The organism is Aeromicrobium sp. PE09-221, from assembly GCF_002174305.1.
Taxonomy (GTDB): domain Bacteria; phylum Actinomycetota; class Actinomycetes; order Propionibacteriales; family Nocardioidaceae; genus Aeromicrobium.
This window is the reverse complement of sequence record NZ_MIJB01000008.1, coordinates 21,046-45,486: the sequence shown is the minus strand read 5'-3', so window position 1 is coordinate 45,486 and position 24,441 is coordinate 21,046. Positions and strand designations below refer to the sequence as shown.

The following is a 24,441-nucleotide window of genomic DNA, read 5'->3' as shown; positions in this document are numbered from 1 at the left end:
CCGTGTCTCAGACCGTCAGCCGTGCGATCACGATCATGAAGTTCATCGCCCCCGAGCCCCGGTCGCTGGGCGAGGTCGCCCAACGACTCGATGTGCACAAGAGCACGGCGTTGCGCCTCCTGCAGACCCTCGAGCACGGCGGATTCGCCCGGCAGCTCTCCGACGGCCGCTACACCGTCGGCTTCGCCATCATCCCCCTGGCTCAGCATGCCCTCGACCAGATCGACGTCCGGAGCATCGCCCATACGCATCTGCAGCGCCTGGCGGCACAGGAGGGGCACACGGTGCACCTCGCTCAGCTCATCGGCGACGAGATCATCTACGTCGACAAGGTCGAGGGCTCGGGAACCGTCGCGATGGGGTCGCGGATCGGCCTGCCCGCCGAGGGCCACACGGCGGGCGTCGCGAAGGTGATCCTGGCGCATCTGGACGACCTGACGCTCGAGAAGGTCATCGGTCAGCTGAGCTTTCGCCGCTACACCTCGTCCACCATCGTCACGCCCGGCGCCTTCCAGCACGAGCTCGAGAGGATACGGCGGCGGGGCTGGGCGGAGGACGACGGCGAGAAGGAGGACTACATCAACTGTGTGGCGCTCCCGGTGCCCGACGCCTCAGGGCAGGTCCGTCTCGGTATGTCGGTCACCGCATTGCGCGTCAAGGCCCCGCTGGCGGAGTTGAGGGAGCGTATCCCGGAGTTCCGCCGGGTCGCCGCGGCGATATCCCGCGATCTCGGATGGAAAGGAGACGACCATGTCGTCCGTCGATGAGTTCTTCAGCCATCACCTCGACCGTTATCCGGTGATGGCGATCTTCCGCGGGCGGCCACCCGCGGAGACGCTCGACCTCTGCCGCGCCGCGTGGTCGACGGGCGTCGACCTGATCGAGGTCCCGGTGCAGGGCCCCGAAGCGCGGGAGAGCTTCCGTGCCGCGGTGCGGCTGGGAGCATCCGAGGGCAAGCATGTCGGCGCTGGGACCGTGCTGAGCGTCGAACAGCTCGAGGCCGTGTCCGCCGACGGCGCCGCGTTCACGGTCGCGCCCGGGTTCGACGCCGAGGTCGTCTCCCGGGCGAGGGAGCTCGGCGTTCCCCATCTGCCCGGGGTCGCGACCGCGACGGAGATCGACCGGGCCCTGCGTGCCGGCTGCCGGTGGCTCAAGGCGTTTCCCGCGGCGCAGCTCGGAGTCGGCTGGGCCGGGGCGCAGGGCGGGCCGTTCCCCGATGCGGCCTTCGTCGCCACCGGCGGCATCGACGCCGAGAACGCCGCCGATTTCCTCACCGCCGGCTACCGCGCCGTGGCGGTCGGGTCGGCGTTCACCAGCACATCGGGCATCGAGCGGCTGTCGGCCGCCCTATCGAAATGGAGTCGTCTGTGAAGATCGAACGCATCGAGACCTTTCTCGTCCCGCCTCGCTGGCTCTTCGTCCGCGTCGAGACCGACACGGGGATCGTCGGATGGGGTGAGCCGGTCATCGAAGGGCAGGCGGAGATCGTCCGTACAGCCGTCGAGGTGCTCTCCGAGCGGCTCATCGGCGCGGATCCCCGACGGATCGAGGACCTCTGGCAGGTCATGATGAAGTCGGGCTTCTACCGGGGAGGACCGATCCTCTCCAGCGCGGTCGCGGGAATCGACCAGGCCCTGTGGGACATCGCGGGCAAATCCCTGGGCGTCCCCGTGCATCAGCTCCTCGGCGGTCATGTGCGAGACCGGATACGGGTCTACGGATGGGTCGGCGGCGACGAGCCCGACCAGGTGGCGGACAACATCCGCGAGCAGGTCGACGCGGGCCTCACCGCCGTGAAGATGAATGCCAGCGGGCGGATGCCGCGTGTGGCGACCGTGAAGGAGATCGACGGCGTCGTCGAGCGGGTCGCGGCGGCACGGGAGGTGTTGGGCGACGAACGCGATGTCGCCGTCGACTTCCACGGCCGGTTCACTCTCGCCAACAGCCGGCGGGTGGCGCCGCTGCTCGAACAGTTCCGGCCGTTCTTCCTCGAGGAGCCGGTGGTGCCGGAGAACTCGCATGTGATCGGATCCCTCACGGCAGCGACGTCCACGCCCGTCGCGACCGGCGAGCGGCTGTTCTCGCGACAGGAGTTCCTCCCGGTCTTCCAGGCCGGGATCGCGGTCGCCCAGCCGGACCTCTCACATGCGGGAGGCATCACCGAGGTGCGCAAGATCGCGTCCCTCGCGGAGGTCTTCGATGTCCAGCTCGCGCCCCACTGCCCGCTCGGTCCGCTCGCGCTGGCGTCATGCCTGCAGGTGGGCTTCGCGACGCCCAACTACCTGATCCAGGAGCAGAGCATCGGCATCCACTACAACCAGGGTGCGGAGGTATTGGACTATGTGCTCGACACCGCGCCGCTGCGATTCATCGACGGGCATATCGAACGCCTCACCGGGCCGGGGCTCGGCGTCGAGATCGACGAGGCGGCGGTACGGGCGGCCGATCGCACCGGACATGCGTGGCGTTCGCCCGCCTGGCGCTACCCCGACGGCGCCCTCGCCGAATGGTGAGGTGCGGGCCGATGCTCGGCCTAGACTGAGCAGATGGCCTCTCGTATCGCCCGTGGACTCCACGGCCAGGTCCTCAACGTCGTCGGCGAGCGCATCGTGGACGGGACATGGGCACCCGGCACGGTGATCGAGGTCGATGCGCTGGAGGCCGAGTTCGAGGTCTCCCGCACCACGGTCCGCGAGGTCCTGAAATCGTTGACGGACAAAGGGCTGGTCGATGCCAGGCCCCGGCTCGGCACCTATGTCCTGGATCACGCCCACTGGAACTACCTCGATCCCGATGTCATGGCCTGGCGTGCTCGCGAGCCGCTCGACGCGTCCTTCGTCAGGAGTCTCAACGAGGTCCGCGCGGTCCTCGAACCCGGGGCGGCGCGACTCGCGGCAGCGGCGCGCTCGGAGCAAGACGTCGTCACCCTGCGCGAGGCGTTCGCCGAGCTGGAACGGTCGGCCGAGGGCGACCCAGCGCATATCGCCGAGGTCGACGTGAGGCTTCACCGCGCGATCCTCGCGGCGACCCACAACGAGCTGCTGTTCCAGTTCGAGGTGGTGCTGGAGCCGGCGCTGCGCAGTCGCAACCGTGCGGCACTATGGCACGTGCACGACCTCACCTTCGTGAGCCTGCATCGCGCGGTCGTCGAGGCCATCGTGGCCGGGGACGGCGCCCGGGCCGAGCAGGCGATGAGCGCGCTGCTGACCGAAGCCGCGGAGGATATCGGCCAGGTCCTCGATCCCTTGAGCTGAGCGCGCCGGCGGGACCGGGCGCGGGAGGTCTGGCGCTGGCGTTGGGCGGCGGGGGCTCCCCGGGGTGAGACGCCGCTCACCCCCTCTTGTCACTCCTTGCCCGAATCTGGCGAAATGATCGGACTTTGTTGACCATGCATGCCAATGGGATGCTCCCCTAGCCTCATTGCATGCGCATCGTGATCGCCCTCGGGGGCAATGCCATGACGTCCAGCGACGGCAGTGCCCGTCCTGAGGATCAGCGTGACGCGATCCGTCTGGCCGCCCGTCCCATCGCCGATCTGGTGGCCGCCGGACACGAGGTCCTCCTCACCCACGGCAACGGACCCCAGGTCGGCAACCTGCTGACCAAGAACGAGCTCACCGCCTCGCAGGTGCCGCCGGTGCCGCTCGACTGGTGCGGTGCCCAGACCCAGGCGACCATCGGCATGCTCATGCTCAACGCACTCGATGCCGAGCTGGCCGAGCGCGGTGTGGACCGCCGCTGCGCCGCCGTCGTCTCGCGCACCCTCGTCGACATCGACGATCCGCGCTTCGCCCACCCCACCAAGCCGATCGGCCGCTACCTCACCGCCGAGGACGCCCAGCCCCTCATCGAGTCCGGCCAAGAGTTCGTCGAGGTGCCTGGACGAGGCTGGCGCCGGGTCGTCGCGTCCCCCGCGCCCGTGCGCTGCCTCGACGGGGCCACCGCCGAGACTCTGATGGAGGCCGGCTATGTCGTCGTGTGCTCCGGCGGCGGTGGCATCCCCACCGTCCAGGACCGCAACGGCAATTACCGCGGCGTCGACGCGGTCATCGACAAGGATCTCACCGCCTCGCTCATCGCCCAGGAGCTCAAGGCCGACCTGCTGATCATCGCCACCGATGTGGACGCGGTCGTCGCCGACTGGGGCACCGACTACGCCAAGCCGGTCGGAGAGGTCACCGCGGTCGAGATGCGCTCGATCGCCGCGGACCAGGATTTCGCCGCCGGGTCGATGGGCCCCAAGGTCGAGGCCGTCACGGCATTCGCCGAGAGCGGTACCGGAACCGGCGTCATCACATCGCTGGCGCGCATCGGCGCGGCGGCCGAAGGTCAGATCGGAACGCGGGTCGTCCCGGTCTGATGAACCACAACCCCCAGTAAGACCCACCCCTCAGGAAAGGAAGCGCCATATGCCCTCAGCAATCGAGGTTCGCAAGGTCCCGATCCACTCTGTCGCCGACGCCAGCGAGCTCGCCAAGCTCATCGACGACGGCATCATGGAGGCCGACCGCGTCATCGCCATCATCGGCAAGACCGAGGGCAATGGCGGGGTCAACGACTACACCCGCATCATCGCCGACCGGGCCTTCCGCGAGGTCATCGCGGAGAAGGGTTCGCGGCCGATGGAAGAGGTCCGCCAGATCCCCATCGTGTGGTCCGGCGGCACCGACGGTGTCATCAGCCCCCACGCCACGGTCTTCGCGACCCTCCCCGAGGACAAGGCTCCCAAGACCGATGAGCCGCGCCTCAGCGTCGGCTTCGCGATGAGTGAGCAGCTGCTGCCCGAGGAGATCGGCCGCACGCCGATGATCGAGAAGGTCGCCGACGCCGTCAAGGTCGCCATGGAGCGTGCCGGCATCACCGATCCGGCCGATGTCCACTACGTCCAGACCAAGACGCCGCTGCTCACCATCCACACCATCCGCGACGCCAAGAGCCGCGGCAAGACGGTCTGGACCGAGCACACGCACGAGTCGATGGACCTGTCGAATGGCGTCACCGCCCTCGGCATCGCCGTCGCACTCGGCGAGATCGACATGCCCACCGATGAGGATGTCATGCACAACCGCGAGCTGTACTCGGCCGTCGCCTCGTGCTCCTCGGGTGTCGAGCTCGACCAGGCGCAGGTCGTCGTGGTCGGCAACGCCCGCGGCGTCGGTGGCCGCTACCGCATCGGCCACTCGGTCATGGAGGATGCGCTCGATCAGGACGGCATCTGGAATGCCATCCGCGATGCCGGCCTCGAGCTTCCCGAGCGTCCGCACCACACCGACCTCGACGGTCGTCTGGTCAACGTGTTCCTCAAGTGCGAGGCGAGCCAGGACGGCGAGGTTCGGGGACGTCGCAACGCCATGCTCGACGACTCCGATGTGCACTGGCACCGTCAGATCAAGGCGGCCGTGGGTGGCGTGACCGCCGCGGTCACCGGTGATCCGGCGGTCTTCGTTTCCGTCTCGGCCGCGCATCAGGGCCCCGAGGGCGGCGGCCCCGTCGCCGCGATCGTCGACATGGGCGACCAGTGACGAACGAGCAGGACACCGCGGTCCAGGGCCCGCTGGCGGGGACTCTGGTCCTCGACATGACGCGGGCCCTGGCCGGGCCGCATGCGGCCATGATGCTGGGCGACCTCGGCGCACGCGTCATCAAGATCGAGACCCCCACCGGCGACGACAGTCGCGGGTGGGGGCCTCCCTTCCTCGGGGAGGGCGAGGAGCGCGAGTCGACGTATTTCATGTCGGCGAACCGCAACAAGGAGTCGATCACCCTCAATCTGAAGACCGATGAGGACAAGGAGATCCTTCGTCGGCTAGTCAAGCGCGCCGATGTGCTCATGGAGAACTTCCGGGTGGGCGTGCTCGATCGATTGGGTTTCAGCGTCGAGGAGCTGCACCGGCTCAACCCGGGTCTGGTGATCCTCTCGATCACCGGCTTCGGCCACGACGGTCCGGAGGCGAGCCGCGCGGGCTACGACCAGATCGCGCAGGGTGAGGCCGGTCTGATGAGCATCACGGGCAGTGAGGAGCCGACCAAGGTTGGTGTCCCGATCGCCGATCTGCTCGCGGGCATGAACGGTGCGTACGGCACGGTCGCGGCGCTCTACGAGCGTGAGCGCACCGGACGCGGCCGGGTCGTCCGCACCTCGCTCATCGCGAGTGTCGTGGGCGTGCACGCCTTCCAGGGCACGCGCTGGACGGTCGCGGGGGAGGTCCCGGGCCTCTCCGGCGCGCACCACCCGTCGATCGCCCCGTACGGCCTCTTCCACACGCAGACGGCACCCATCCAGCTGTCCTGCGGTTCGGAGTCGCTGTGGACGGCCTTCGCGGCAGCGCTCGACCTCGACGCGAACGATCCGCGGTTCGCCACCAACGGCGACCGCGTCGCTCATCGGGACGAGCTGATCGCGATCATCGAGGAGAAGTTCGCGACGGCGCCGGCCGAGCACTGGCTGGAGCTGCTGTCCGCGGCGGGTCTCCCGTCCGGCAAGGTGCGCACCATCGATGAGGTCTACGAGTGGGAGCAGGCCCGCTCGCAGGGCCTCGTCATCGAGGTCGACCACGCCACCAAGGGACGGCTGACACTACCCGGACCGGTCATCCGCCTGGACGACCAGCCGTACGCGGGTTCGCGTGAGACGAATATCGCGCCGCCCACGCTCGGGCAGCACAACGAGTCGGTCCGTCGCTGGCTGGACGAGACCGAGGAGTGACCCGAACTCCGGCGGTCGAGTCGTGCCCTCACCTACTCGACCGCCGGGGTGCCGACCCCGCACTGTCCGCTCGTGATGCTCCGGGCTGGCGCGTGGTGGGAGAATGGAGGGTGATGGGAGACGTCACCGGACTGCTGCTGGCCGCCGGCGCCGGGCGGCGCATGGGCGGTCCCAAGGCGCTGCTGCGCCGCGAGGACGGCACACCCTGGGTCGTGGCGGCGCGTCAGAGCCTCCTCGACGGCGGCCTCGATGATGTCGTCGTCGTGCTCGGCGCGGCGGCCGATGAAGCGCACGCCCTGCTGGGCGACGTACGCACGGTGGTAGCCGAAGACTGGGAGCGGGGCATGGGCGCCTCGCTCGAGGCCGGCCTCCGCGCACTCGCGACCGATTCCGCTCAGCTCGCCCTCGTCCACCTCGTCGATCTGCCCGATGTCGGCGCCGACGTGGTGCACCGCATCCTCTCGTACGCCGACGGCCCCGGCACGCTGGTCCGAGCCGTGTTCGCCGGGGCTCCCGGCCACCCCGTGCTGATCGGTCGCGACCACTGGCCGGCGATCGCCGCCGGCGCTGACGGAGAGGGCGCCCGGGCGTACCTGGCCGCCCACGACGCGGTAACGGTCGAATGCGGCGATCTCGCCAGCGGAACCGACCGCGACCGGCCCCAGGACCTCGATCCCAGGAGGGACATATGACCCACGTCGACAGCGCGCAGGCATTCGCGGACCGGCTCGGCTCGGTCGGCTACATCGCGGACGAGGGACTGGCCACCGTCGGCTATCTGGCCCTGAGGATGCAGCGGCCGTTGCTGCTGGAGGGCGAGCCTGGCACCGGGAAGACTGCGCTCGCGGGGGCGCTTGCCGAGTCATTCGGCCTCCCCCTCATCCGGCTGCAGTGCTATGAGGGCATCGACTCCCGACAGGCGCTGTACGACTGGGACTTCCCGCGGCAGATCCTGCACTTGCGGGCGCTCGAGGCGGCGGATGCCGCCGATGACGTCCGAGCCGTCGAGGACTCCCTCTACGAGGAGCGCTTCCTGCTGCCGCGACCGGTGGTGCGGGCCCTGCGCGAGGCCCCCGCGGTGCTGCTGATCGATGAGATCGACCGAGCCGATGATGAGTTCGAGGCCCTGCTGCTCGAGGTGCTGTCGACCTATCAGGTATCCATCCCCGAGCTCGGCACCATCTCCGCGAGCGAGCCTCCGATCGTGGTCCTGACCTCCAATCGCACCCGTGAACTACATGACGCGCTCAAGCGGCGCTGTCTCTATCACTGGCTCGACCATCCGGACCTCGAGCAGGAGATCGCCATCGTGCGGACCCGTCTGCCGGAGGCCGGTGAGGTGCTCGCCGAGCGGATGGTCGAGCTCGTGCAGAAGCTGCGCGCCGACGGCGGCCTGGTCCGTCCACCCGGTGTGGCCGAGACCCTCGACTGGGTCCGCGCGATCCAGGCCCTCGGTCTGCGGGAGCCGGAGCTCGGAGCGCTGGCGGCGACCGTGGGCGCCGTCTGCAAGCAGCGCGAGGATGCCGGGCGTGTCCAGTCCCTCGTCCGGGCGGCATTCGGCGATGACTAGCCTGCTGCACGATCCCGCCCCCGATGCGCCGGTCGCCGAGCTCATCGGGTTCGTGCATGCGCTGCGGTCGGCGGGGGTCGGCGCCTGGGCCGCGGAGGACTTCCTCGCCGCCACCGCGCTGCTCGATCTCGGCCGCTCGGATGATGTCTACTGGGCGGGACGGGCGACGCTGTGCGGATCGCCCGGGGACGTCCCCCTCTATGACGAGGTGTTCGGCTCCTGGTTCCGTGTCCCGGCACCGGGGGCGGGCCATGCCCCGCCCTTCGAGCTCACGGCCTCGCGTCCGCGCTCGCGCACCGGCGTGGATGCCGGGGATCGGAGCCAGGAGGATGAAGAGCTGGCTCCTGCGGCGGCCTCGGCGGCCGAGCGGCTGGCCCACCGCGACATCGCCGAGCTGGACGCGGCCGAGTCGCAAGAGGTCGCGGCGGCCTTCACCGCGTTACGGGCGCGGCCTCCGATGCGTACCACGCGGCGCCACCGGCCGTCGCGTCGCGGCGATATCGACATGGGTCGCAGCGCACGCGAGCAGCTGCGCCATGGTGGCGAGCCCGCGCTGCTGCGCTACCACGAGCGGGCCCCCAGGCCGCGCCGCGTGGTCTGGCTCATCGACGTCTCCGGCTCGATGAAGGTCTACGCCGACAGCTACCTGCGCCTCGCGCATCGTGGTTTCGCGGCCGCCCCTCGCACGACGGAGGTCTTCACCTTCGGCACGCGATTGACGCGGGTGACCCCCGCCTTCGCCCATCCGGATGCGGAGACCGCGTTGCGCACGGCCGGCGAGATCGTGCCGGATTGGTCGGGCGGTACCCGGCTGGGCGAGATGATGTACGCCTTCTGCGACCGCTGGGGCCAGCGGGGGCCGGCACGTGGAGCGGTCGTCGTGGTCTGCAGCGACGGCTGGGAGCGCGGGGATCCGGCGCTGCTCGGCGAGCAGATGGCTCGGCTCCGGCGGATCGCCCATCGCATCGTGTGGGTCAACCCGCACCGCGAGAAGCCGGACTACGCCCCGGTGCAGTCGGGCATCGTGAGTGTCCTGCCGTCGATCGACGAGCTCATCGGCGGGCATTCCTTCGCGACCTTGGCACACGTGCTCGACATGGTGGCGGAACAGTGAGCGGCAGACGGTGGGGGATGAAGGGAGGAACGGACGATGCGTGATGTGCTGGAGCCATTGATCGACGCTTGGGAGAGCGGCGACCGGATCGGGCTTGGGACGGTGATCGGAACGCAACGGTCCGCGCCCCGCCCCCCGGGTGCCGCGATGCTGGTGCTGGGAGACGGGTCGGTCGTCGGCTCGGTGTCGGGCGGCTGTGTCGAGGGTGACGTGTACGAGCTCGCTCAGCGGGTCGTCGCCGAGGACGCCCCGGAGCTGCGGCGCTACGGCTACTCCGATGACGAGGCCTTCGCCGTCGGATTGACCTGCGGCGGCATCGTCGATGTCTTCGTCGAGCCGGTCGACCGGGAGACCTTCCCCGAACTCGGCGTCGTCGCCGAGGACGTGCGGACCGGTCGCCCGGTCGCGGTGGCCACGGTCATCGAGCATCCCGATGCCTCCTGGGTCGGGCGGCACCTCGTGCTGCGCACCGATGAGGTGCTGGGCGGGCTGGGCTCGCAGCGCGCCGATCATGCGGTCGCGGACGATGCGCGTGGCCTGCTGGCGGTCGGACGCTCGCAAGTGCTGGAGTTCGGGCCCGATGGCGAACGGATGGACACGGGGATGAAGGTCTTCGTCAACGCCTTCCAGCCGCGGCCGCGGATGATCGTCTTCGGGGCGATCGACTATGCCGCGGCGGTGGCTCGGCAGGCCGATCTGCTCGGCTATCGGGTCACGGTCTGCGATGCACGGCCGGTGTTCGCCACACCCGAGAGGTTCCCGGCGGCCGACGAGGTCGTGGTGTCCTGGCCGCACCGGTATCTCGGGCAGGAGGTAGAGGCCGGACGCATCGACCAGCGCACGGTCATCTGCGTGCTGACCCACGATCCCAAGTTCGATGTCCCGGTACTGGACCTGGCACTGCGGCTGGAGGGAGATCAGCGGCCCTTCTACATCGGGGCGATGGGCTCACGGCGCACGCACGACGAACGGCTCGAGAGATTGCGGGAGGCGGGTCTCGATGAAGAGCGGCTGCGCCGCCTGCACAGTCCGATCGGCCTGGATCTGCGTGGTCGGACTCCCGAGGAGACCGCGGTGGCGGTCGCGGCGGAGCTGGTGGCCTTGCGGTGGGGCGGCACCGGTCGCCCCCTCCACGAGACCGACACCGCCATCCACGCGGACTGAGCCCGGCCCGAGGTGCGCTGACCCTCGTCTTCCCCGGTCGGATTGCACCACTCGGCGGACCGGGTAGGTGGACGAGGATGTGGCCGGGTTGGAAAGCGGTGTGTGGTAAACGATGAAGTGACGGATAGTTGTTGACAGCGCACCGCGATGCCTTCACGCCGGATCGCGGTGAGTGATCAACCAGCGAGCACGAGGACGAGTGGTTGACCACTCACCGCCCCAGGTCAGCGGGTGAGCTGACGCAGCTGAGCCGCGATCTCGGCGGCCATCGCGCGGGCGAAATCCTCGGCCGGCTCGCCGGGCACCTCGGCGACGAGCGCCTGCACCGTCCCCTCGGCGAGGAGATGGGCCGAGGACACCTTCTGCTGCTCGGCCATCTGCGGAGCATGGTCGATATCGCGGTGGACGATCGCGCTCGCACCCTCGGGCGGGAGCGGCGACAGCCAGGCGTTCTCGGCCGCGATGGTGATATCAGCCGGCAGCATCGCGAGAGCGCCACCCCCGCAGCCCTGACCGAGGATCACGCTCACGGTCGGCACCTTCAGCGAGGACTGCATCGCGATACAGCGGGCGATTTCGCCGGCGATCGCCCCCTCCTCGGCTTCTTTCGACAGCGCCGCGCCCGGCGTATCGATCACCGAGACCAACGGAAGACCGAGCTGTTCGGCCAGGGACATGCCGCGGCGCGCCTCGCGCAGCGCCGCCGGCCCCATCGGATGCTCCTTGGTCTGCCGCTTGCGGTCCTGCCCGATGACGACGCACGGCACCCCGTCGAGGCGCGTGAGCGCCAGCATCATCGCCGAGTCGCGCTGTCCGTCCTGCGTGCCGCGCAGGGGCACGATGATGTCGCTGCCGTAGCGGATCAGCTCGCGCACCCCGGCGCGATCCGGCTGGCGGGTGATCTGGATCGACTCCCAGGCCGATCGCTCGCCGACCACGGGGGCGGTTCGCCGCTCCTGCGTGGACTCGACGGGACCGTCGGTGAGCAGCGCGAGGGTCTGATCGAGGATCGCGCTGAGATCCTCGTGCGGCACGACCGCATCGATGATGCCGTGTTCGGCGAGGTTCTCACTGGTCTGCACGCCGGACGGGAAGGGCTCGCCGTAGAGCGCCTCGTAGACCTTCGGTCCGAGGAATCCGAGCAGCGCGCCGGGCTCGCCCACGGTCATGTGCGCGAGCGATCCCCATGAGGCGAACACGCCGCCCGTGGTCGGGTGACGCAGGTGGGCGAGGTAGGGGAGACCGGCGGCACGATGGTCGCCGATCGCGCGGGAGATCTCGATCATGTGCACGAAGGCCGTGGTGCCCTCCTGCATGCGGGTGCCGCCCGAACAGGTGGATGCGACGAGGGGGAGGCCCTCCGCGGTCGCCCGGCGGACAGCCGCCGTGATGCGTCGCGCGGCGGCGACGCCGATCGATCCGGCAAGGAAGCCGAACTCATTGGCGATGACGGCGATCGGGCGCCCGTGGACCGTGGCGCGGCCGGTGATCACCGACTCGTCGGTTCCCGCCCGTTCGGCGGCCCGCTCAAGGGTGGCGCGATACTCGGCGTCCACACCGGTCAGGTCGACGGGCTCGTCCCAGGAGGTGAAGGAACCCTCGTCCAGGACGAGGTCGAGCAGGTCGTACACCGGCATGATGGTGGGCTTGCGCTCGCTCATGACGGTACGTTACCGAGGATTTCAGGGTGATCTGGCCGAGAAGCGCGTCTGAGCACGATTTGGTCAGAAATCGCTTGGAAGTCAAGGGAGAAATGTCACGACTCGACCTGGACGCCAGCGGATATCGGCGATGGATTCCGGCCTGCGGATCCTGCTCCCACCTGGGGCGGTGAGTAGGCGTCCGTTCGTGGTCGCCGCCGGTGCGCTGGCGTCCGTTCGGGCCTGCGGAATGGACGCTACCTCACCGCCCCTCGCGACGTGGTTGATGGCTCACCGCCCCTCGGTGCGTGGCGAGCACACGGGTCCCGAGGGCGAAAGCACGACGCGGAGGGACGGTCGATACCGTCCCTCCGCGTCGTGGTGCGGGTAGTGCTCAGCGGCGCGAGCGGGTCCTCTCGGCGAGCGCCGACAGCGCTGCCGGGAAGATATTCGCCGGAGGCGTCACCAGGCCGGCGCCGACCTGACCGACCCCGGCCACGCGCCCGGCCATGCCGGTGTTGATCTGCGGAAGGATGCCGGTCCGGCAGACCCGCGAGACGTCGATGCCGGTCGGTGTGCCCATGAAGTCGAGCACCGGGATCGACCAGCGCGGGTTCTCGCCGATCGTGATCTCACGCATGCGGCGCGAGGTCGCCAGCGCATCGGGCACCGAGCCGCCCACGAAACGGACGATCGCCGGCGCCGTCGCCATCGCGAAGCCGCCGATGCCGGCCGTCTCCGTGATCGCCGAGTCGCCGATATCGGGGTTGGCATCGTCCGGCCCGTAGTCGCCCAGGTAGAGGCCCTCGGCGACCTGCGCCGGACCAGTGAACCACTGGTCACCGGTGCCGGCGGTCTGGATGCCGAACTCCGTGCCGTTGCGCGCCATCGCGACCACCATCGTCGAGCCGTCGATGCCCCGCGCCGCATCCAGGGCGAGCTTGCAGGCGGGCATCGCGATATTGAGGAAGAAGTGGTCGTTGCCGCCGACGAAGGAGAACACCTCGGCGATGTCCTTGGCATCGGCACCGGACTGCGCGAGCGCGGGGGCGATATCGCGCAGCAGCATCAGCGTCCCGGCGCGGTTGCGGTTGTGCGCCTCATCGCCCATCTGCAGCATCTGCGTGAGGATCCCGGTCGCGTCGATCGGACCGGTCGCCCGGACCGCCTGGCCGAGCAGCGGGCCGAGGACATCGGACATCCAGCGCAGCCGCTGCAGAACCTCGGGGGAGTAGGCGCCGTAGCGCAACACCTTGCCGAGGCCCTCATTGAGCGTGCAGTACGTGCGGCGACCGTCGGTCTGGTCCTCCAGCACCCACATCCACATCGACGGCGACACGACGCCGGCCATCGGCCCGACCGCGCTGCGGTGGTGGCAGGGCTCCAGGGAGACCGAGTCGCCGGACTCGAAGAGCGCGATCGCGTCCTCCGGATCGTCGACGAGGCCCTCGAGTGCCGCCGCGCCCTGCAGGGCACCGCGCATCGGGCCGGAGGCGTTCTCCCACTTCAGCGGCGGTCCCGCGTGCAGGAACTGGCCGCGTTCGAGGCCGAGCAGCTCGCTGGCCGGCGCCACGTCGACGACCATCGCCTGGGTCGAGGTCATCGCCTCGACCGCGCGGCGGTTGGCGTCGAGGCGCAGCGGATCGGTGGCGACCGCGGCCAGATCGTCCTCAGTGCCGTCCATCGGGGGGCGCCAGTCGACGCGGTTCACGGCGACGGCCTGGGCGTCGAGCGCGTCGGCGAAGAGGCCGACGCCGCTCGTGACGACTCCGTCGGAGGGTCGGTGGGTGCTCGTCATCGTGCGGCTCCGATCAGCGAAAGGGCCCGGCGGGTCGCCTGGGCATTGGACAAGAACACTTCGGCGCCGGCCGCGGCGAGGGCCTCGGCCTGGCGACCGGTCTGCTGGGGGTCGTCCTGGGTGCCGACACAGGCGACGACCACGGCCAGCTCGCGGCCGGCCGCCTTCGCGGTCTCGACCGCTGACGAGATCGCCGGCGCCAGTGAACCGGCCGGATCGTCCTCGGCGCCATGTCCGAGCACCACATCGAGCAACACGACGGAGGCATCGCCGTCACGAGCGGTGCGCGCCAGGTCCTCCAGACGGAGGGTCGGGTCGATCATCGGATGGGCGCGACCCGCCGTCATGCCGTCATCGCCGAAGTCGATCATGACGGTGCCGTCGGCGCGCCGATCGGCTCCGAGCTCCAGTCGCGGCTCCAGCGGGATATTGCTGTAGACGTCTCCGACAGCCTCAGCGGCGATGAGCATCGCCTCGTCGCAGAGCGTGCCGCCGACGAAGAGGCCGCGCAGGCGTCCTCCGTCGACCTGTGCCGTCTCACCGTGATGGGGCCATTCGGGCACGGGGCGGCCGAGGGTCTCCAGCACGGCCTCGGCTGCGCTGGTCAGGTCCGGCTGGCCGGAGCCGAGGAGCGCGAACTGGACGGGTGTCGTCAGCGTCGCGGCGTACTCGCGCAGTTCCTCGGCGACCTTCGCCGCCGGAGGCTTGGAGACGACGACGATCAGCTCGGTCGAGGCGTCCTCGTCGAGACGGCGCATGGCCTCGCGGGTGGACAGCGCGGAGACGGCCTCGCTGAGGTCGCGGCCCCCGACGCCGAGTGCCGCGCTGATGCCGACGCCTGCGTGGTCGAGCAGGCACAACAGCTGCTGGCAGCCGGTGCCCGAGGCAGCGACGATGCCGACGGGTCCGGGGCGCACGGCATTCGCGAAGCCGAGTCCGATACCGTCGATGACCGCCGTGCCGCAGTCCGGGCCCATGACGAGCAGGCCGCGTTCGGTGGCCAGCTGCTTGAGGGCGATCTCGTGCTCGATCGGGACATTGTCGCTGAAGATCATGACGTCGCGACCCGCGTCGAGGGCGTCGGCCGCCTCGACCGCGGCGGAGGCGCCGGGCACCGACACGAGGGCCAGGCCGGCGTCGGTCCGGTCGAAGGCCGACAAGGTGGTGCGCGGGGGCTCGATCTCGCTGGACGCGCCATCATCGCCTCGCCGCGAGGCGCGGGTGAGGGCCGCGTCGACTGCCTCCAAGGCGGCCGGCAGTGAGCTCTCGTCGTTGAGCCGCACCGCCACGATCATGTCGTTCGGTGTGGACTCGGGCAGCGTGAAGCCCATCTGAGCGATGACATCGCGGTTCAGGTCGGTAGCCATCGCGACCTGGGCCGCGGTGACACCCTCGACGGCGGCGACATCCTTGCTCACTTGCAGCAAGGCCACCGAGTCGGCATACGCGCCGCGGCGTAGCTCGACGTGCTCGAAGCCGGTCGTGGTCATGGGCAACTCCTCGTGACGTGTGGGGCAGAATCGTGTGATTCGGTGGCCGATTTCGACCATCGGTCGGAAGCAGCGGGCGTGGCGGTGGAGAGGTGCTCCAGGGCCAGGGTCAGGCCGAGGACGAGGCCGGCACCGGAGGTGTGACCGATGCGCAGCATGGTCGCGGCGGCGTCGGCGGGCTCGACCCGCGATGGTGCCGACCGCAGGGATGCGAGCAACCGCGCGAACTCGGGGATGACGAAGCCCTCGAGGGCGCAGCGGATGAGGGTCGCGGACAACGAGGTGGTGCGGGTGAGCAGCGGGGCGTCGATGGCCCTCCGCATCGGACTCTCCTCCAGGCGCCTGGCGGCGGCCATCGTGGCGACCCAGCCGCAGAGGACATCGTCACCGAGAGGGGTCAGGCCGCTGCCCAGCCCCACGAGGGCCAGGGGGGCCGCGGGGTCGGCGGCGCGCAAACCGGCGAGTGCATCGGAGGGCAGCTCGGCCGCGATGGGGATGGGCACCACGTCGCCGAGACGCTCGCGTGCCGATCCCGCCGAGGCGGGATCGAGGGCCGGCACGTGCTGGTCGACCGTACGGCTGATGCGGACCTCGCCGCCGGCGAAGACCAGCCGTCCGTCGCCCACCGTGACCGCCGATCCCTCGCCGGTGAGCGCCTGCAGCGAGGGGAGCGTGGTCTGGGCCGCACAGGGCACGCGTACTCCCGCGACACCGACGACCGCGAGGACATCTGTGCCGTCGTCGAGATAGACGGCGTGGCCCCCGCGGTGGACGATCTCGGCCGGACGACTCGGGCGGGCGATCCGCTCGCGGACCCACGTGGTGGCCGCGGCGGCCACCGAGCTCCGCTCGCTCATGCCGCCACCGCCTGGATGAGGAGCAGGGTAGGCGGGCGGCGGCATGAGGTGATCCTCATCGTTCGCTCGCTCCGCTCGCTCATGGATCTCCCAGGGTAGAAATGAGGCGTCTTTCGGACCCTAGTCGGTGCTGTTACGCTGAGCCGATGTCAGAAGTTGCCAAGGATCAGCCCAGAGCTACCCAGACTTTGATGAAACATGCCTATCGCGTCCCCCTGCGTGAGGTGCTCAAGGTGGATGCACTCGCTGGAACGACGGTCCTAGCGGGCAGCCGCGGGCTGGATCGCGTGGTCACGCGCCTCAACGTCATGGAGGTGCCCGACATCGTCGAATGGGTGCGACCGCACGCCCTCCTGGTCACGAGCGGCTACCCGCTGGTCGACCTCGACGCGCACGATGACGAACGGCACTCGCGCTTCGTCGACCTGGTACGCCGACTCGACGAGCTGGACGTCGCCGCTCTCGGCATCAAGGTCGGGCGTTTCCTGACCGATGTGCCCGACGAGGTCTTGGAGTTCGCTGACAAGCGGGGCTTCCCGATCCTGGGGTTGGCGCCGCACGCGGCCTTCGACGACCTGCTGGAGGAGGTGCACGTCCGCCTCACTGATGTCCAGGCGGATGTCCTGCACCGCACCGATGCCCTGCACGCCGCCCTGGAGGGCCTTGTGCTCGAAGGGGCGGGACTGCAGGATGTCGCGAGCAGGATCGCCGACGTGCTCGGCATCGGCGTCCTCATCACCTCGATCGACGGGCGCGAGAAGGTCGGGGCCATCGATGACCGGATGCGCCAGGCTCTGCACGATGCCGAGCTCTTCGATCCCACCGGGCGATTCCGGGTGGAGCGCCCGCGCCTCCAGCCGATGGATCTCGGCGACGGACAGGTGCTCGTGCAGCCGATCGTGGCGGGGAGCAGCGATCTGGCGCGTCTCGTGGCCTATCACCCCACCCGCAAGATCGCCCAGGACGATCTCAATGCCCTCCAGCGTGCCTCGACGGTCGCCGCGCTGCTGGTGACGCAGCAGCAGGCACTGAACGCGGTCGAGAGCAAGTACCGGGGTGACTTCCTGCGCGATGTGCTGGCCGGGCGCGCCGGGGATGTCGAGCATGTGCTCGACCATGCCTCGACCCTCGGCTGGCGGATCGACTTCCCGGCGATCGTGGTGACCGCCGAGCTCGACCCGCCGCTCGATGCGTCCGAGCGTCCGCCGGCCCGGGTGCGCCGATCCTGGCAGGAGCGGTTCTTCGCCGCCTGGGAGCAGGTGCTCGGCGGTTATGTGCCGATGGCGCCCACCGCGGACTTCTCCGAGGAGGTGGTGACCATCGTCCCGGCTCCGGAGAGCCTGCGCGACGACCCGGAGGCCGCGGTCGCGGCGCTGCGGGAGCTGGTCGCGCGGCTGGTGCGCGCGGTCGCGGGGGATCGCGGCGGTGGACGACGGCCCTTCTCGGTCGGCACGAGTCGTCTCGTGCACGGTGTCGAAGGGTTCCCCGATGCCTATCAGCAGGCGCGACGGGCGACGGAGGTCGGCCGACGCTTCACCGGAGGCAGCAGCACCTTCCACTTCGACGACCTCGGCGTGCACCGGCTGATCGGCCTGATCCCGGACCGCAGCGAGTTGACCGGTTTCGCGCAGGATGTGCTCGGCGAACTCAATGACGAGACCCCGGACGCCGAGGAGCTCCGCGAGACCTTGCGCGTGCTGTTGGAGAACAATCTCAACGTGGCCGAGGCCTCGCGCGTGCAGTTCGTGCACTACAACACGATGCGCTACCGGATCGGCAAGCTCGAGCAGATCCTCGGGCCCTTCACGGGGGACGCGAATCTACGGCTGAACCTGGCGGTCGCGCTGCAGGTACGTGAGATCAAGCGCTGAACACCCACGAGCAGGGACAGCCCGGTGATTCGGCCCGGTGTCGCAGGCGTTACCGCCAGATGACATCGCCGGTCGGTAACACGATGCGGCGCGAGAAGGGGACAATCAAGTGACAGTGATCGGGGCGATTGTTCGGCACATGTCGCTCATGAGGTCCTGTGATGCAGCGCACTAGGATCGCTCAATCGGGGCTTCACCGGGTGGTATCGACGGGTGTGAGGAGAACACATGTCGGGCATGTTCAGTTGGAAGGTCGTCTACGACGGCAAAACGCCGCCGCCGGGCAAGGCGGTCGGGCCACATGAGCGGATGAGCTGGGGCCGCACCGCGGGTATCGGCGTCCAGCACGTCGTCGCCATGTTCGGCGCGACCTTCGTCTTCCCGGTCGTCATGGGGCTCGACCCGAACCTCGCGATCCTCTTCTCGGGCATCTGCACGATGCTCTTCCTGGTCATCGTCAAGAACTGGGTGCCGAGCTATCTCGGAACCTCCGCGGCCTTCGTGGGCGCGGTCGCCGCGATCCGCGGCCAGGGCGGCGACTCGGCCGATGTCACCGGCGCGATCATGGTCGCCGGTCTGGTGCTGTTGGCCGTCGGCATCGGCGTGCACTTCGCCGGCCCGGGCATGCTCAAGAGGGTGCTGCCGCCCGCCGTCACCGGCGCGGTGGTCATGCTCATCGGCTTCAACCTCGCTCCCGTCGTGGCGGGCATCTACTGGCCCGAGGATCAGTGGGTCGCGCTCGCGACCGCTGCCTTCCTCATGCTGGGCGCGGTCCTGCTGCCCGGCTTCTGGGCGCGCATCGCCGTCTTCCTGAGCCTGGTCTTCGGCTTCCTGCTGTCGTGGGTCCTCGATATGACCGCGGGACCGGTCACGTCGGGTGTCAGCGGTGAGACCGCCGACCGCGTCGACTTCAGCGGCATCGGCGATGCCGCCTGGTTCGGCCTGCCGAGCGGCACCCTGGCCGACGGCGTCTCCGCAGTGCACGGGCCCAGCTTCTCGCTGACATTCACGCTGCTCGTCCTCCCGGGCGTCATCGCCCTCATCGCCGAGAACACCGGTCACGTCCGCGGCATCGCCGACATGACCGGACACGACCTGGACCCCTACATGGGCCGCGCCCTTGGTGCGGACGGCCTCGCCACCGCGCTGGCGAGCTCCTTCGGCGGGTCACCGACCACGACGTATGCCGAGAACATGGGCGTTATGTCCGCGACGCGGATCTACTCGACGGCGGCCTACTGGTTCGCCGCGGCCTTCGCGATCATCCTCGGCCTGTGCCCCAAGTTCGGTGTGATCATCAACGCCATCCCTGGCGGCGTGCTGGGCGGCGTGACGGTCGTCCTGTACGGCATGATCGGTCTCATCGGCGCCAAGATCTGGGTGGACAACGGAGTCAACTTCGGCAACCCGGTCAACATGGTGCCGTTGGCCGCCGGTCTGGTGGCCGGTATCGGTGACGTGACTTTGAATATCACCGACGATTTCCAGCTCAGCGGTATCGCCTTCGGCACCCTGCTGCTGGTGATCATGTACCACCTGGTCAAGGGCAAGGAAAAGGCCCTCGAGAACAGCGACGACGACAAGACGGATCCGACGTTCACGTGAAACCTGCCGCATTCACCTTCCAGCGACCCACCGAGCTCTCCGAGGCCCTCGCGGCGTATGCCGCGAACCCCGGGGCGAAGATCCTCGCGGGAGGACAGAGCCTCATCCCGTTGATGTCGATGCGGCTGACCACCGTGTCCGAGCTCATCGACATCAACGGCATCGGGGAACTCTCCTTCATCGAGGCGAGCGAGGCGGGGGTGCGCTTCGGCGCCCTCGCCCGCCACGCCGAGCTCCACGCGCACGAGGAGGCGCGCCGAGTCCAGCCCATGCTGCACGCGGCGCTCAGCCACGTCGCACACGCCACCATCCGCAATCGCGGAACCACCGTGGGCTCGATCGTCCATGCCGATGCCTCGGGTGAGATGCCGGTCGTCCTCACCCTGCTCGGTGGCACCCTCACGGTGGCGTCGACGGAGGGACGGCGCGAGATCGCCGCGGACGATCTCTTCATCGGTCCCCTCGAGACGGCGCTCGAGAGCGGCGAGATCGCGGTCGAGGCCTTCGTCCCCGCGCTCCCGGCGCGGCACGGCATCGCCTTCGACGAGATCGCCCGCCGCCACGGGGACTACGCCCTCTGCGGTCTCGGCGTGGTCCTCGGCCTCACCGAGGACGGGGGGATCGAGAGCGTCCGCGCCGGATACATCTCGGTCACCGAGACGCCGATCGTCGTCGACCTCACCGAGTGCTTCCCCGACGGCATCGATGCCTCATCGCTGGTCGCCGCCGGTGAGAAGGCGCTCGAACAGCTCGAGCCCGAGGGCGACATCCATGCCAGCGCGGAGTACCGGGCGCAACTCGCCCGGACGCTCACGGCACGCGTGATCACCGCGGCGCACGCCGATGCGAAGGCCCGACTCTTCCAGGAGGTGACCGCATGACCATGTCCCCCACCACCGCCGAACCCGTAGAGACGATCCGCCTGCGGGTGAACGGTGTCACGCACGAGGCCCAGGTGCCGCCGCGCCGGCTCCTCAGCGATGCCCTCCGCCACGACCTCGGCCTCACCGGCACACACGTCGGCTGCGAGCACGGGGTCTGCGGCGCCTGCACGATCCTCGTCGACGGTCAGCCGATGCGTTCGTGCCTGATGTTCGCCGTCTCCGCGCAGGACTACGAGCTCACCACCGTCGAGGGACTCACCCGCCCCGATGGCTCGCTCGGCCCGGTCCAGCAGGCCTTCAAGGACTGTCACGGCCTGCAGTGCGGATTCTGCACGCCCGGCTTCATCACCACGATCACCGCCGGCATCGCCGAGAACCCCGATCCGGACCGCGCCGAGGCCCGCGACATGATCTCGGGCAATCTGTGTCGCTGCACCGGTTACCAGAATATCGTCGCCTCGGTGCTCCGCGCCGCGGAGATCCAGCGCGAGGACGCCCAGAACGGGGACGGGGAGGAGCAGGGCCGATGACCACCAAGATGATGGGCGAGCCGGTCGCCCGCGTCGAGGACGATCGGCTCGTCACCGGCCGGGGCCGCTACGCCGATGACCTCGCCCCCGAGGCCCTGGAGATGGCGGTGCTGCGCAGCCCGCATGCCCACGCGCGCATCGTCTCCATCGATGTCGACGCGGTGCTCGATGTCGCCGGCGTGCACGCCGTCTACACCTACGAGGACCTCGAGGGTGCGCTGGCCGAGCCGCTGCCGCTGCTCATCCCGCACCCCAATCTGACCCACGGCCGTACGCAGTACGCGCTCGCCAAGGACGAGGTCAACTACGTCGGGGAGGCGATCGCGATCGTCATCGCCGACAACCGCTATCTCGCCGAGGACGCCGTCGGCCTGATCGAGGTGCAGTACGAGTTCCTGCCCCCGGTCGTCGGCATCGACGCCGCGCGTGCCGCTGAGAATCTCGTGCACGACGATGTGCCGGGCAATGTGGCCGCCACGATGGAGCAGTCCTTCGGCGACCCCGAGGCCGATATCGGCGGCGCCCCGCACCGGCTGACCTTCGACCTCGAGATCGAGCGCAGCGCCTGCATGCCGATGGAGGGACGCGGCACCGTCGCACGCTGGGATCCCGATCTGAAGCGCATGAGCGTCTGGTCGTCGACGCAGACGTCCACCGGCGTCCGTGCCGCGGTGGCCACCAAGCTCGGACTGGATCTGAGCCAGGTCGATGTCATCACGCCCGATGTGGGCGGTGGCTTCGGAGTCAAGATCGTGCATCCGTGGCCCGAAGAAGTCCTGGTGCCCATGGCCGCCAAGGTCCTCGGACGTCCGGTCAAGTTCACCGAGGACCGTCGGGAGCACTTCATCTCCTCGGCCCATGAGCGCGGTCAGCAGCAGCACATCGATGTCGGTTTCGATGACGATGGACGCATCCTCGGGCTGTCGGTGCAGTTCTGGCACGACAACGGCGCCTACACGCCCTACGGCCTGATCGTGCCGATCATCACCTCGACCCAGCTGATCGGCCCCTACAAGCTCCCCAGCTACCGCGTGGTGTTCCAGAGCCTGTACACCAATACGGTCATCGTGACGCCGTACCGCGGTGCCGGACGTCCGCAGGGCGTCTTCGCGATGGAGCGGACGATGGACGCCATCGCCGCCTACCTCGGCAAGGACCGCACCGAGGTGCGCGAGGTCAACTTCATTCAGCCCGATGAGTTCCCCTACGCCCACGGCGAGCTATCCTTCCAGGACGGTCGGCCGCTCATCTACGACTCGGGCAACTATCCCGAGATGATGCGCAAGGCCAAAGCCCTCGTCGACTGGGACGAGTTCGAGAAGGTGCGCGATGAAGCACGTGCCGAGGGCCGTAAGGTCGGCATCGGTATCGCCTGTTACGTCGAAGGCACCGGCGTCGGCCCCTATGAGGGCGGCCACGTGCAGATCGAGACGAGCGGCAAGGTCAAGGTCTCGACCGGCCTCACGACGCAGGGCCAGGGACATGAGACCGCGTTCGCGCAGATCGTGGCCGATGAGCTCGGCGTGCGCTTCGAGGACATCCAGGTCGTCACCGGGGACACGCGGCGCTCGCCGTACTCGGTGGGCACGTTCGCATCGCGCGCCGCCGTCATGAGCGGATCGGCTGTCGCCTTGGCGGCCCGTGCGGCGAAGGCCAAGGCCCTGCGCCTCGCGGCCGATGCCCTGGAGGTCGACGTCGACGACCTCGAGATCGTCGACGGCATCGTGCGGGTCAAGGGCGCGCCGGCGAGCCAGATCGCCCTCGGCACGCTCGCGGTGCTCTCGAATCCGTTGCGCTATGCCTTCGACGAGGCGTCCCGTGCGGCCACCCAGTTCGCGGTCGGCGATCCTACCAAGCCACCGGTCGCCGAGGACGACGAGCCGGGTCTGGAGGGCAAGGACTACTACTCGCCGATGCGCTCGACCTTCGCCAGCGGCATCCACATCGTGATCGTCGAGACCGACCCGGAGACCGCGGAGGTCTCGATCCTCAAGTACGCGGTCGTCCACGACTGTGGCACGCTCATCAACCCGCGGATCGTCGAGGGGCAGGTGCACGGTGGAGTGGCACAGGGTGTCGGCGGTGCGCTCTATGAGCGCATGGCTTATGACGAGACCGGCCAGCTGCAGAATGCCTCATTCATGGACTTCCTCATGCCCTATGTGACGGAGGTCCCCGAGAGCATCGAGATCGACCATCTCGAGACACCGTCGCCGCTGAATCCGCTGGGACTCAAAGGCGCGGGTGAGGCCGGGGTCATCCCGGGGGCAGCCGCGTTCGCGTCCGCCATCGAGGATGCAGAGAATTTCACGATCACCTCGATGCCGATCTCGCCTTCGGAGCTGTATGCCCTGCGGCTCTCGAAGGCCACTGACACAGCGACCGAAAGGACGAACACATGAAGGTAGCGGGAACCGCCACGCTGGACGCAGGAGTCGAGAAGGTGTGGGACGCCCTGCTCTCGCCCGAGGTGCTCGTCCGCACGATCCCCGGGTGCGAGCGTCTGGAGGAGACCGGTGAGAACAGTTACTCCGCGGTGATCACGGCGGGTGTGGCCTCCATCAAGGGCACGTACAAGGGAGCCGTCCAGCTCTCGGATCTCAAGCCGCACGAATCGCTGCGTATGCACGCCGAGGGCTCGGGCGCGCCCGGCACCATCTCGGTCGATGTCGACGTGCGCTTCGAGCCGGCCGAGGACGGCAAGACGCAGATCAGCTACGAGGCGGATGCGATCGTCGGCGGCATGATCGGCGGCGTGGGTCAGCGGATGCTCACCTCGGTCAGCAAGCGGATGGCCAAGGAGTTCTTCGGATCGGTCAACAAGGTGCTGGCCGGTGAGCCGGTCGGCGCTGCTGCTGCCGCTCCGGAGGCCGCCGCCACGGCCGAGAGCCAGCCTGCCGCCGCGACGACCACCGCCGCACAGCCGGTGGCCGCGGGACTTGTGACGGCGGCTCCGGCGGCGAGCCCGGATGCCTTCCTCAAGGGTGTCGTGACCGGTGCCGCGATCGCCCTCCTGGGCGTCGCGGTGGGCGCGATCGCTGCCCGCCGCCGCTGACGGATTCACCCGCCTCGGGAGTCCGGCTGCGGTCGGCACTCCCCTCATCCCGCGAGTGGTGCATATTCGCCCTCGGAACGCCGTTTCCGGGGCGGATGTGCACCACTCGCGGACGGATTTGCACCACTCGCGGAGAGCTGGGCTCCTGCGGGGAGGT

The 24,441-nt window shown here is 69.3% G+C and carries 21 protein-coding genes; 17 read left to right on the top strand and 4 right to left on the bottom strand.

What is annotated here, in order from left to right; translation table 11 throughout:
• The first annotated feature begins 2 nt into the window (after positions 1–2).
• From BHE97_RS04515 to BHE97_RS04465, 11 genes are all read left to right on the top strand, one after another.
• Complete coding sequence (locus BHE97_RS04515) at positions 3–767, top strand: IclR family transcriptional regulator (protein ID WP_087622834.1); 765 nt, start codon at positions 3–5, stop codon at positions 765–767.
• Positions 751–1,371: a bifunctional 4-hydroxy-2-oxoglutarate aldolase/2-dehydro-3-deoxy-phosphogluconate aldolase gene (locus BHE97_RS04510; protein WP_087622833.1), complete on the top strand. Its 621-nt coding sequence runs from the start codon at positions 751–753 to the stop codon at positions 1,369–1,371. Before BHE97_RS04515 ends, BHE97_RS04510 begins: the two co-directional genes overlap by 17 nt.
• A complete protein-coding gene (gene dgoD / locus BHE97_RS04505; RefSeq protein ID WP_087622832.1) occupies positions 1,368–2,513 on the top strand; it encodes a galactonate dehydratase in 1,146 nt (381 codons plus the stop codon). Before BHE97_RS04510 ends, dgoD begins: the two co-directional genes overlap by 4 nt.
• Positions 2,514–2,546: 33 nt before the next feature.
• A complete protein-coding gene (locus tag BHE97_RS04500; RefSeq protein WP_087622831.1) occupies positions 2,547–3,254 on the top strand; it encodes a FadR/GntR family transcriptional regulator in 708 nt (235 codons plus the stop codon).
• Between the two features lie 170 nt (positions 3,255–3,424).
• Positions 3,425–4,360, top strand: a complete 936-nt coding sequence (gene arcC, locus BHE97_RS04495) for a carbamate kinase (RefSeq protein ID WP_087622830.1) — start codon at positions 3,425–3,427, stop codon at positions 4,358–4,360.
• Between the two features lie 49 nt (positions 4,361–4,409).
• Positions 4,410–5,522 (top strand): ring-opening amidohydrolase, encoded by a 1,113-nt coding sequence (locus BHE97_RS04490; protein WP_087622829.1) that lies wholly within the window; start codon positions 4,410–4,412, stop codon positions 5,520–5,522.
• On the top strand, positions 5,519–6,706 hold the full coding sequence (locus BHE97_RS04485; RefSeq protein ID WP_201791309.1) for a CoA transferase: 1,188 nt from the start codon (positions 5,519–5,521) through the stop codon (positions 6,704–6,706). The genes BHE97_RS04490 and BHE97_RS04485 overlap by 4 nt, the downstream gene beginning before the upstream one ends.
• 113 nt (positions 6,707–6,819) lie before the next feature.
• Complete coding sequence (locus tag BHE97_RS04480) at positions 6,820–7,398, top strand: nucleotidyltransferase family protein (RefSeq protein WP_087622828.1); 579 nt, start codon at positions 6,820–6,822, stop codon at positions 7,396–7,398.
• On the top strand, positions 7,395–8,276 hold the full coding sequence (locus BHE97_RS04475; RefSeq protein WP_170931254.1) for a MoxR family ATPase: 882 nt from the start codon (positions 7,395–7,397) through the stop codon (positions 8,274–8,276). Before BHE97_RS04480 ends, BHE97_RS04475 begins: the two co-directional genes overlap by 4 nt.
• Entirely contained in the window at positions 8,236–9,390 is a 1,155-nt protein-coding gene (locus BHE97_RS04470; protein WP_236757518.1) for a VWA domain-containing protein, read from the top strand. Before BHE97_RS04475 ends, BHE97_RS04470 begins: the two co-directional genes overlap by 41 nt.
• 36 nt (positions 9,391–9,426) lie before the next feature.
• Positions 9,427–10,554: an XdhC/CoxI family protein gene (locus BHE97_RS04465; protein WP_087622826.1), complete on the top strand. Its 1,128-nt coding sequence runs from the start codon at positions 9,427–9,429 to the stop codon at positions 10,552–10,554.
• A 224-nt stretch (positions 10,555–10,778) separates the two neighbouring features.
• On the opposite strand, the gene BHE97_RS04460 is transcribed toward BHE97_RS04465, so the two are convergent.
• The 4 genes from BHE97_RS04460 to BHE97_RS04445 all read right to left on the bottom strand — a co-directional run bounded on the left by BHE97_RS04460 (position 10,779) and on the right by BHE97_RS04445 (position 16,339).
• Complete coding sequence (locus BHE97_RS04460) at positions 10,779–12,215, bottom strand: acetyl-CoA carboxylase carboxyltransferase subunit alpha/beta (RefSeq protein ID WP_236757517.1); 1,437 nt, start codon at positions 12,213–12,215, stop codon at positions 10,779–10,781.
• A 373-nt stretch (positions 12,216–12,588) separates the two neighbouring features.
• On the bottom strand, positions 12,589–13,992 hold the full coding sequence (locus BHE97_RS04455; protein WP_087622825.1) for a DUF1116 domain-containing protein: 1,404 nt from the start codon (positions 13,990–13,992) through the stop codon (positions 12,589–12,591).
• Entirely contained in the window at positions 13,989–15,482 is a 1,494-nt protein-coding gene (locus tag BHE97_RS04450; protein WP_087622824.1) for an FdrA family protein, read from the bottom strand. The genes BHE97_RS04455 and BHE97_RS04450 overlap by 4 nt, the downstream gene beginning before the upstream one ends.
• Positions 15,479–16,339 carry a DUF2877 domain-containing protein gene (locus BHE97_RS04445; protein ID WP_087622823.1) on the bottom strand — a complete coding sequence of 287 codons (861 nt, stop codon included), beginning with the start codon at positions 16,337–16,339 and terminating at the stop codon, positions 15,479–15,481. The genes BHE97_RS04450 and BHE97_RS04445 overlap by 4 nt, the downstream gene beginning before the upstream one ends.
• 191 nt (positions 16,340–16,530) lie before the next feature.
• On the opposite strand from BHE97_RS04445, the gene BHE97_RS04440 reads away from it, so the two are divergent.
• From BHE97_RS04440 to BHE97_RS04415, 6 genes are all read left to right on the top strand, one after another.
• Positions 16,531–18,210: a PucR family transcriptional regulator gene (locus BHE97_RS04440; protein ID WP_087622822.1), complete on the top strand. Its 1,680-nt coding sequence runs from the start codon at positions 16,531–16,533 to the stop codon at positions 18,208–18,210.
• A 228-nt stretch (positions 18,211–18,438) separates the two neighbouring features.
• Entirely contained in the window at positions 18,439–19,815 is a 1,377-nt protein-coding gene (locus BHE97_RS04435) for a solute carrier family 23 protein (protein ID WP_236757516.1), read from the top strand.
• Positions 19,812–20,696: a xanthine dehydrogenase family protein subunit M gene (locus tag BHE97_RS04430; protein ID WP_087622821.1), complete on the top strand. Its 885-nt coding sequence runs from the start codon at positions 19,812–19,814 to the stop codon at positions 20,694–20,696. Before BHE97_RS04435 ends, BHE97_RS04430 begins: the two co-directional genes overlap by 4 nt.
• Positions 20,693–21,229: a (2Fe-2S)-binding protein gene (locus tag BHE97_RS04425; protein WP_272896892.1), complete on the top strand. Its 537-nt coding sequence runs from the start codon at positions 20,693–20,695 to the stop codon at positions 21,227–21,229. Before BHE97_RS04430 ends, BHE97_RS04425 begins: the two co-directional genes overlap by 4 nt.
• Complete coding sequence (gene cutA / locus BHE97_RS04420) at positions 21,226–23,631, top strand: aerobic carbon-monoxide dehydrogenase large subunit (RefSeq protein WP_087622820.1); 2,406 nt, start codon at positions 21,226–21,228, stop codon at positions 23,629–23,631. Before BHE97_RS04425 ends, cutA begins: the two co-directional genes overlap by 4 nt.
• Complete coding sequence (locus tag BHE97_RS04415; protein ID WP_087622819.1) at positions 23,628–24,284, top strand: carbon monoxide dehydrogenase subunit G; 657 nt, start codon at positions 23,628–23,630, stop codon at positions 24,282–24,284. The genes cutA and BHE97_RS04415 overlap by 4 nt, the downstream gene beginning before the upstream one ends.
• Positions 24,285–24,441: the final 157 nt, after the last annotated feature.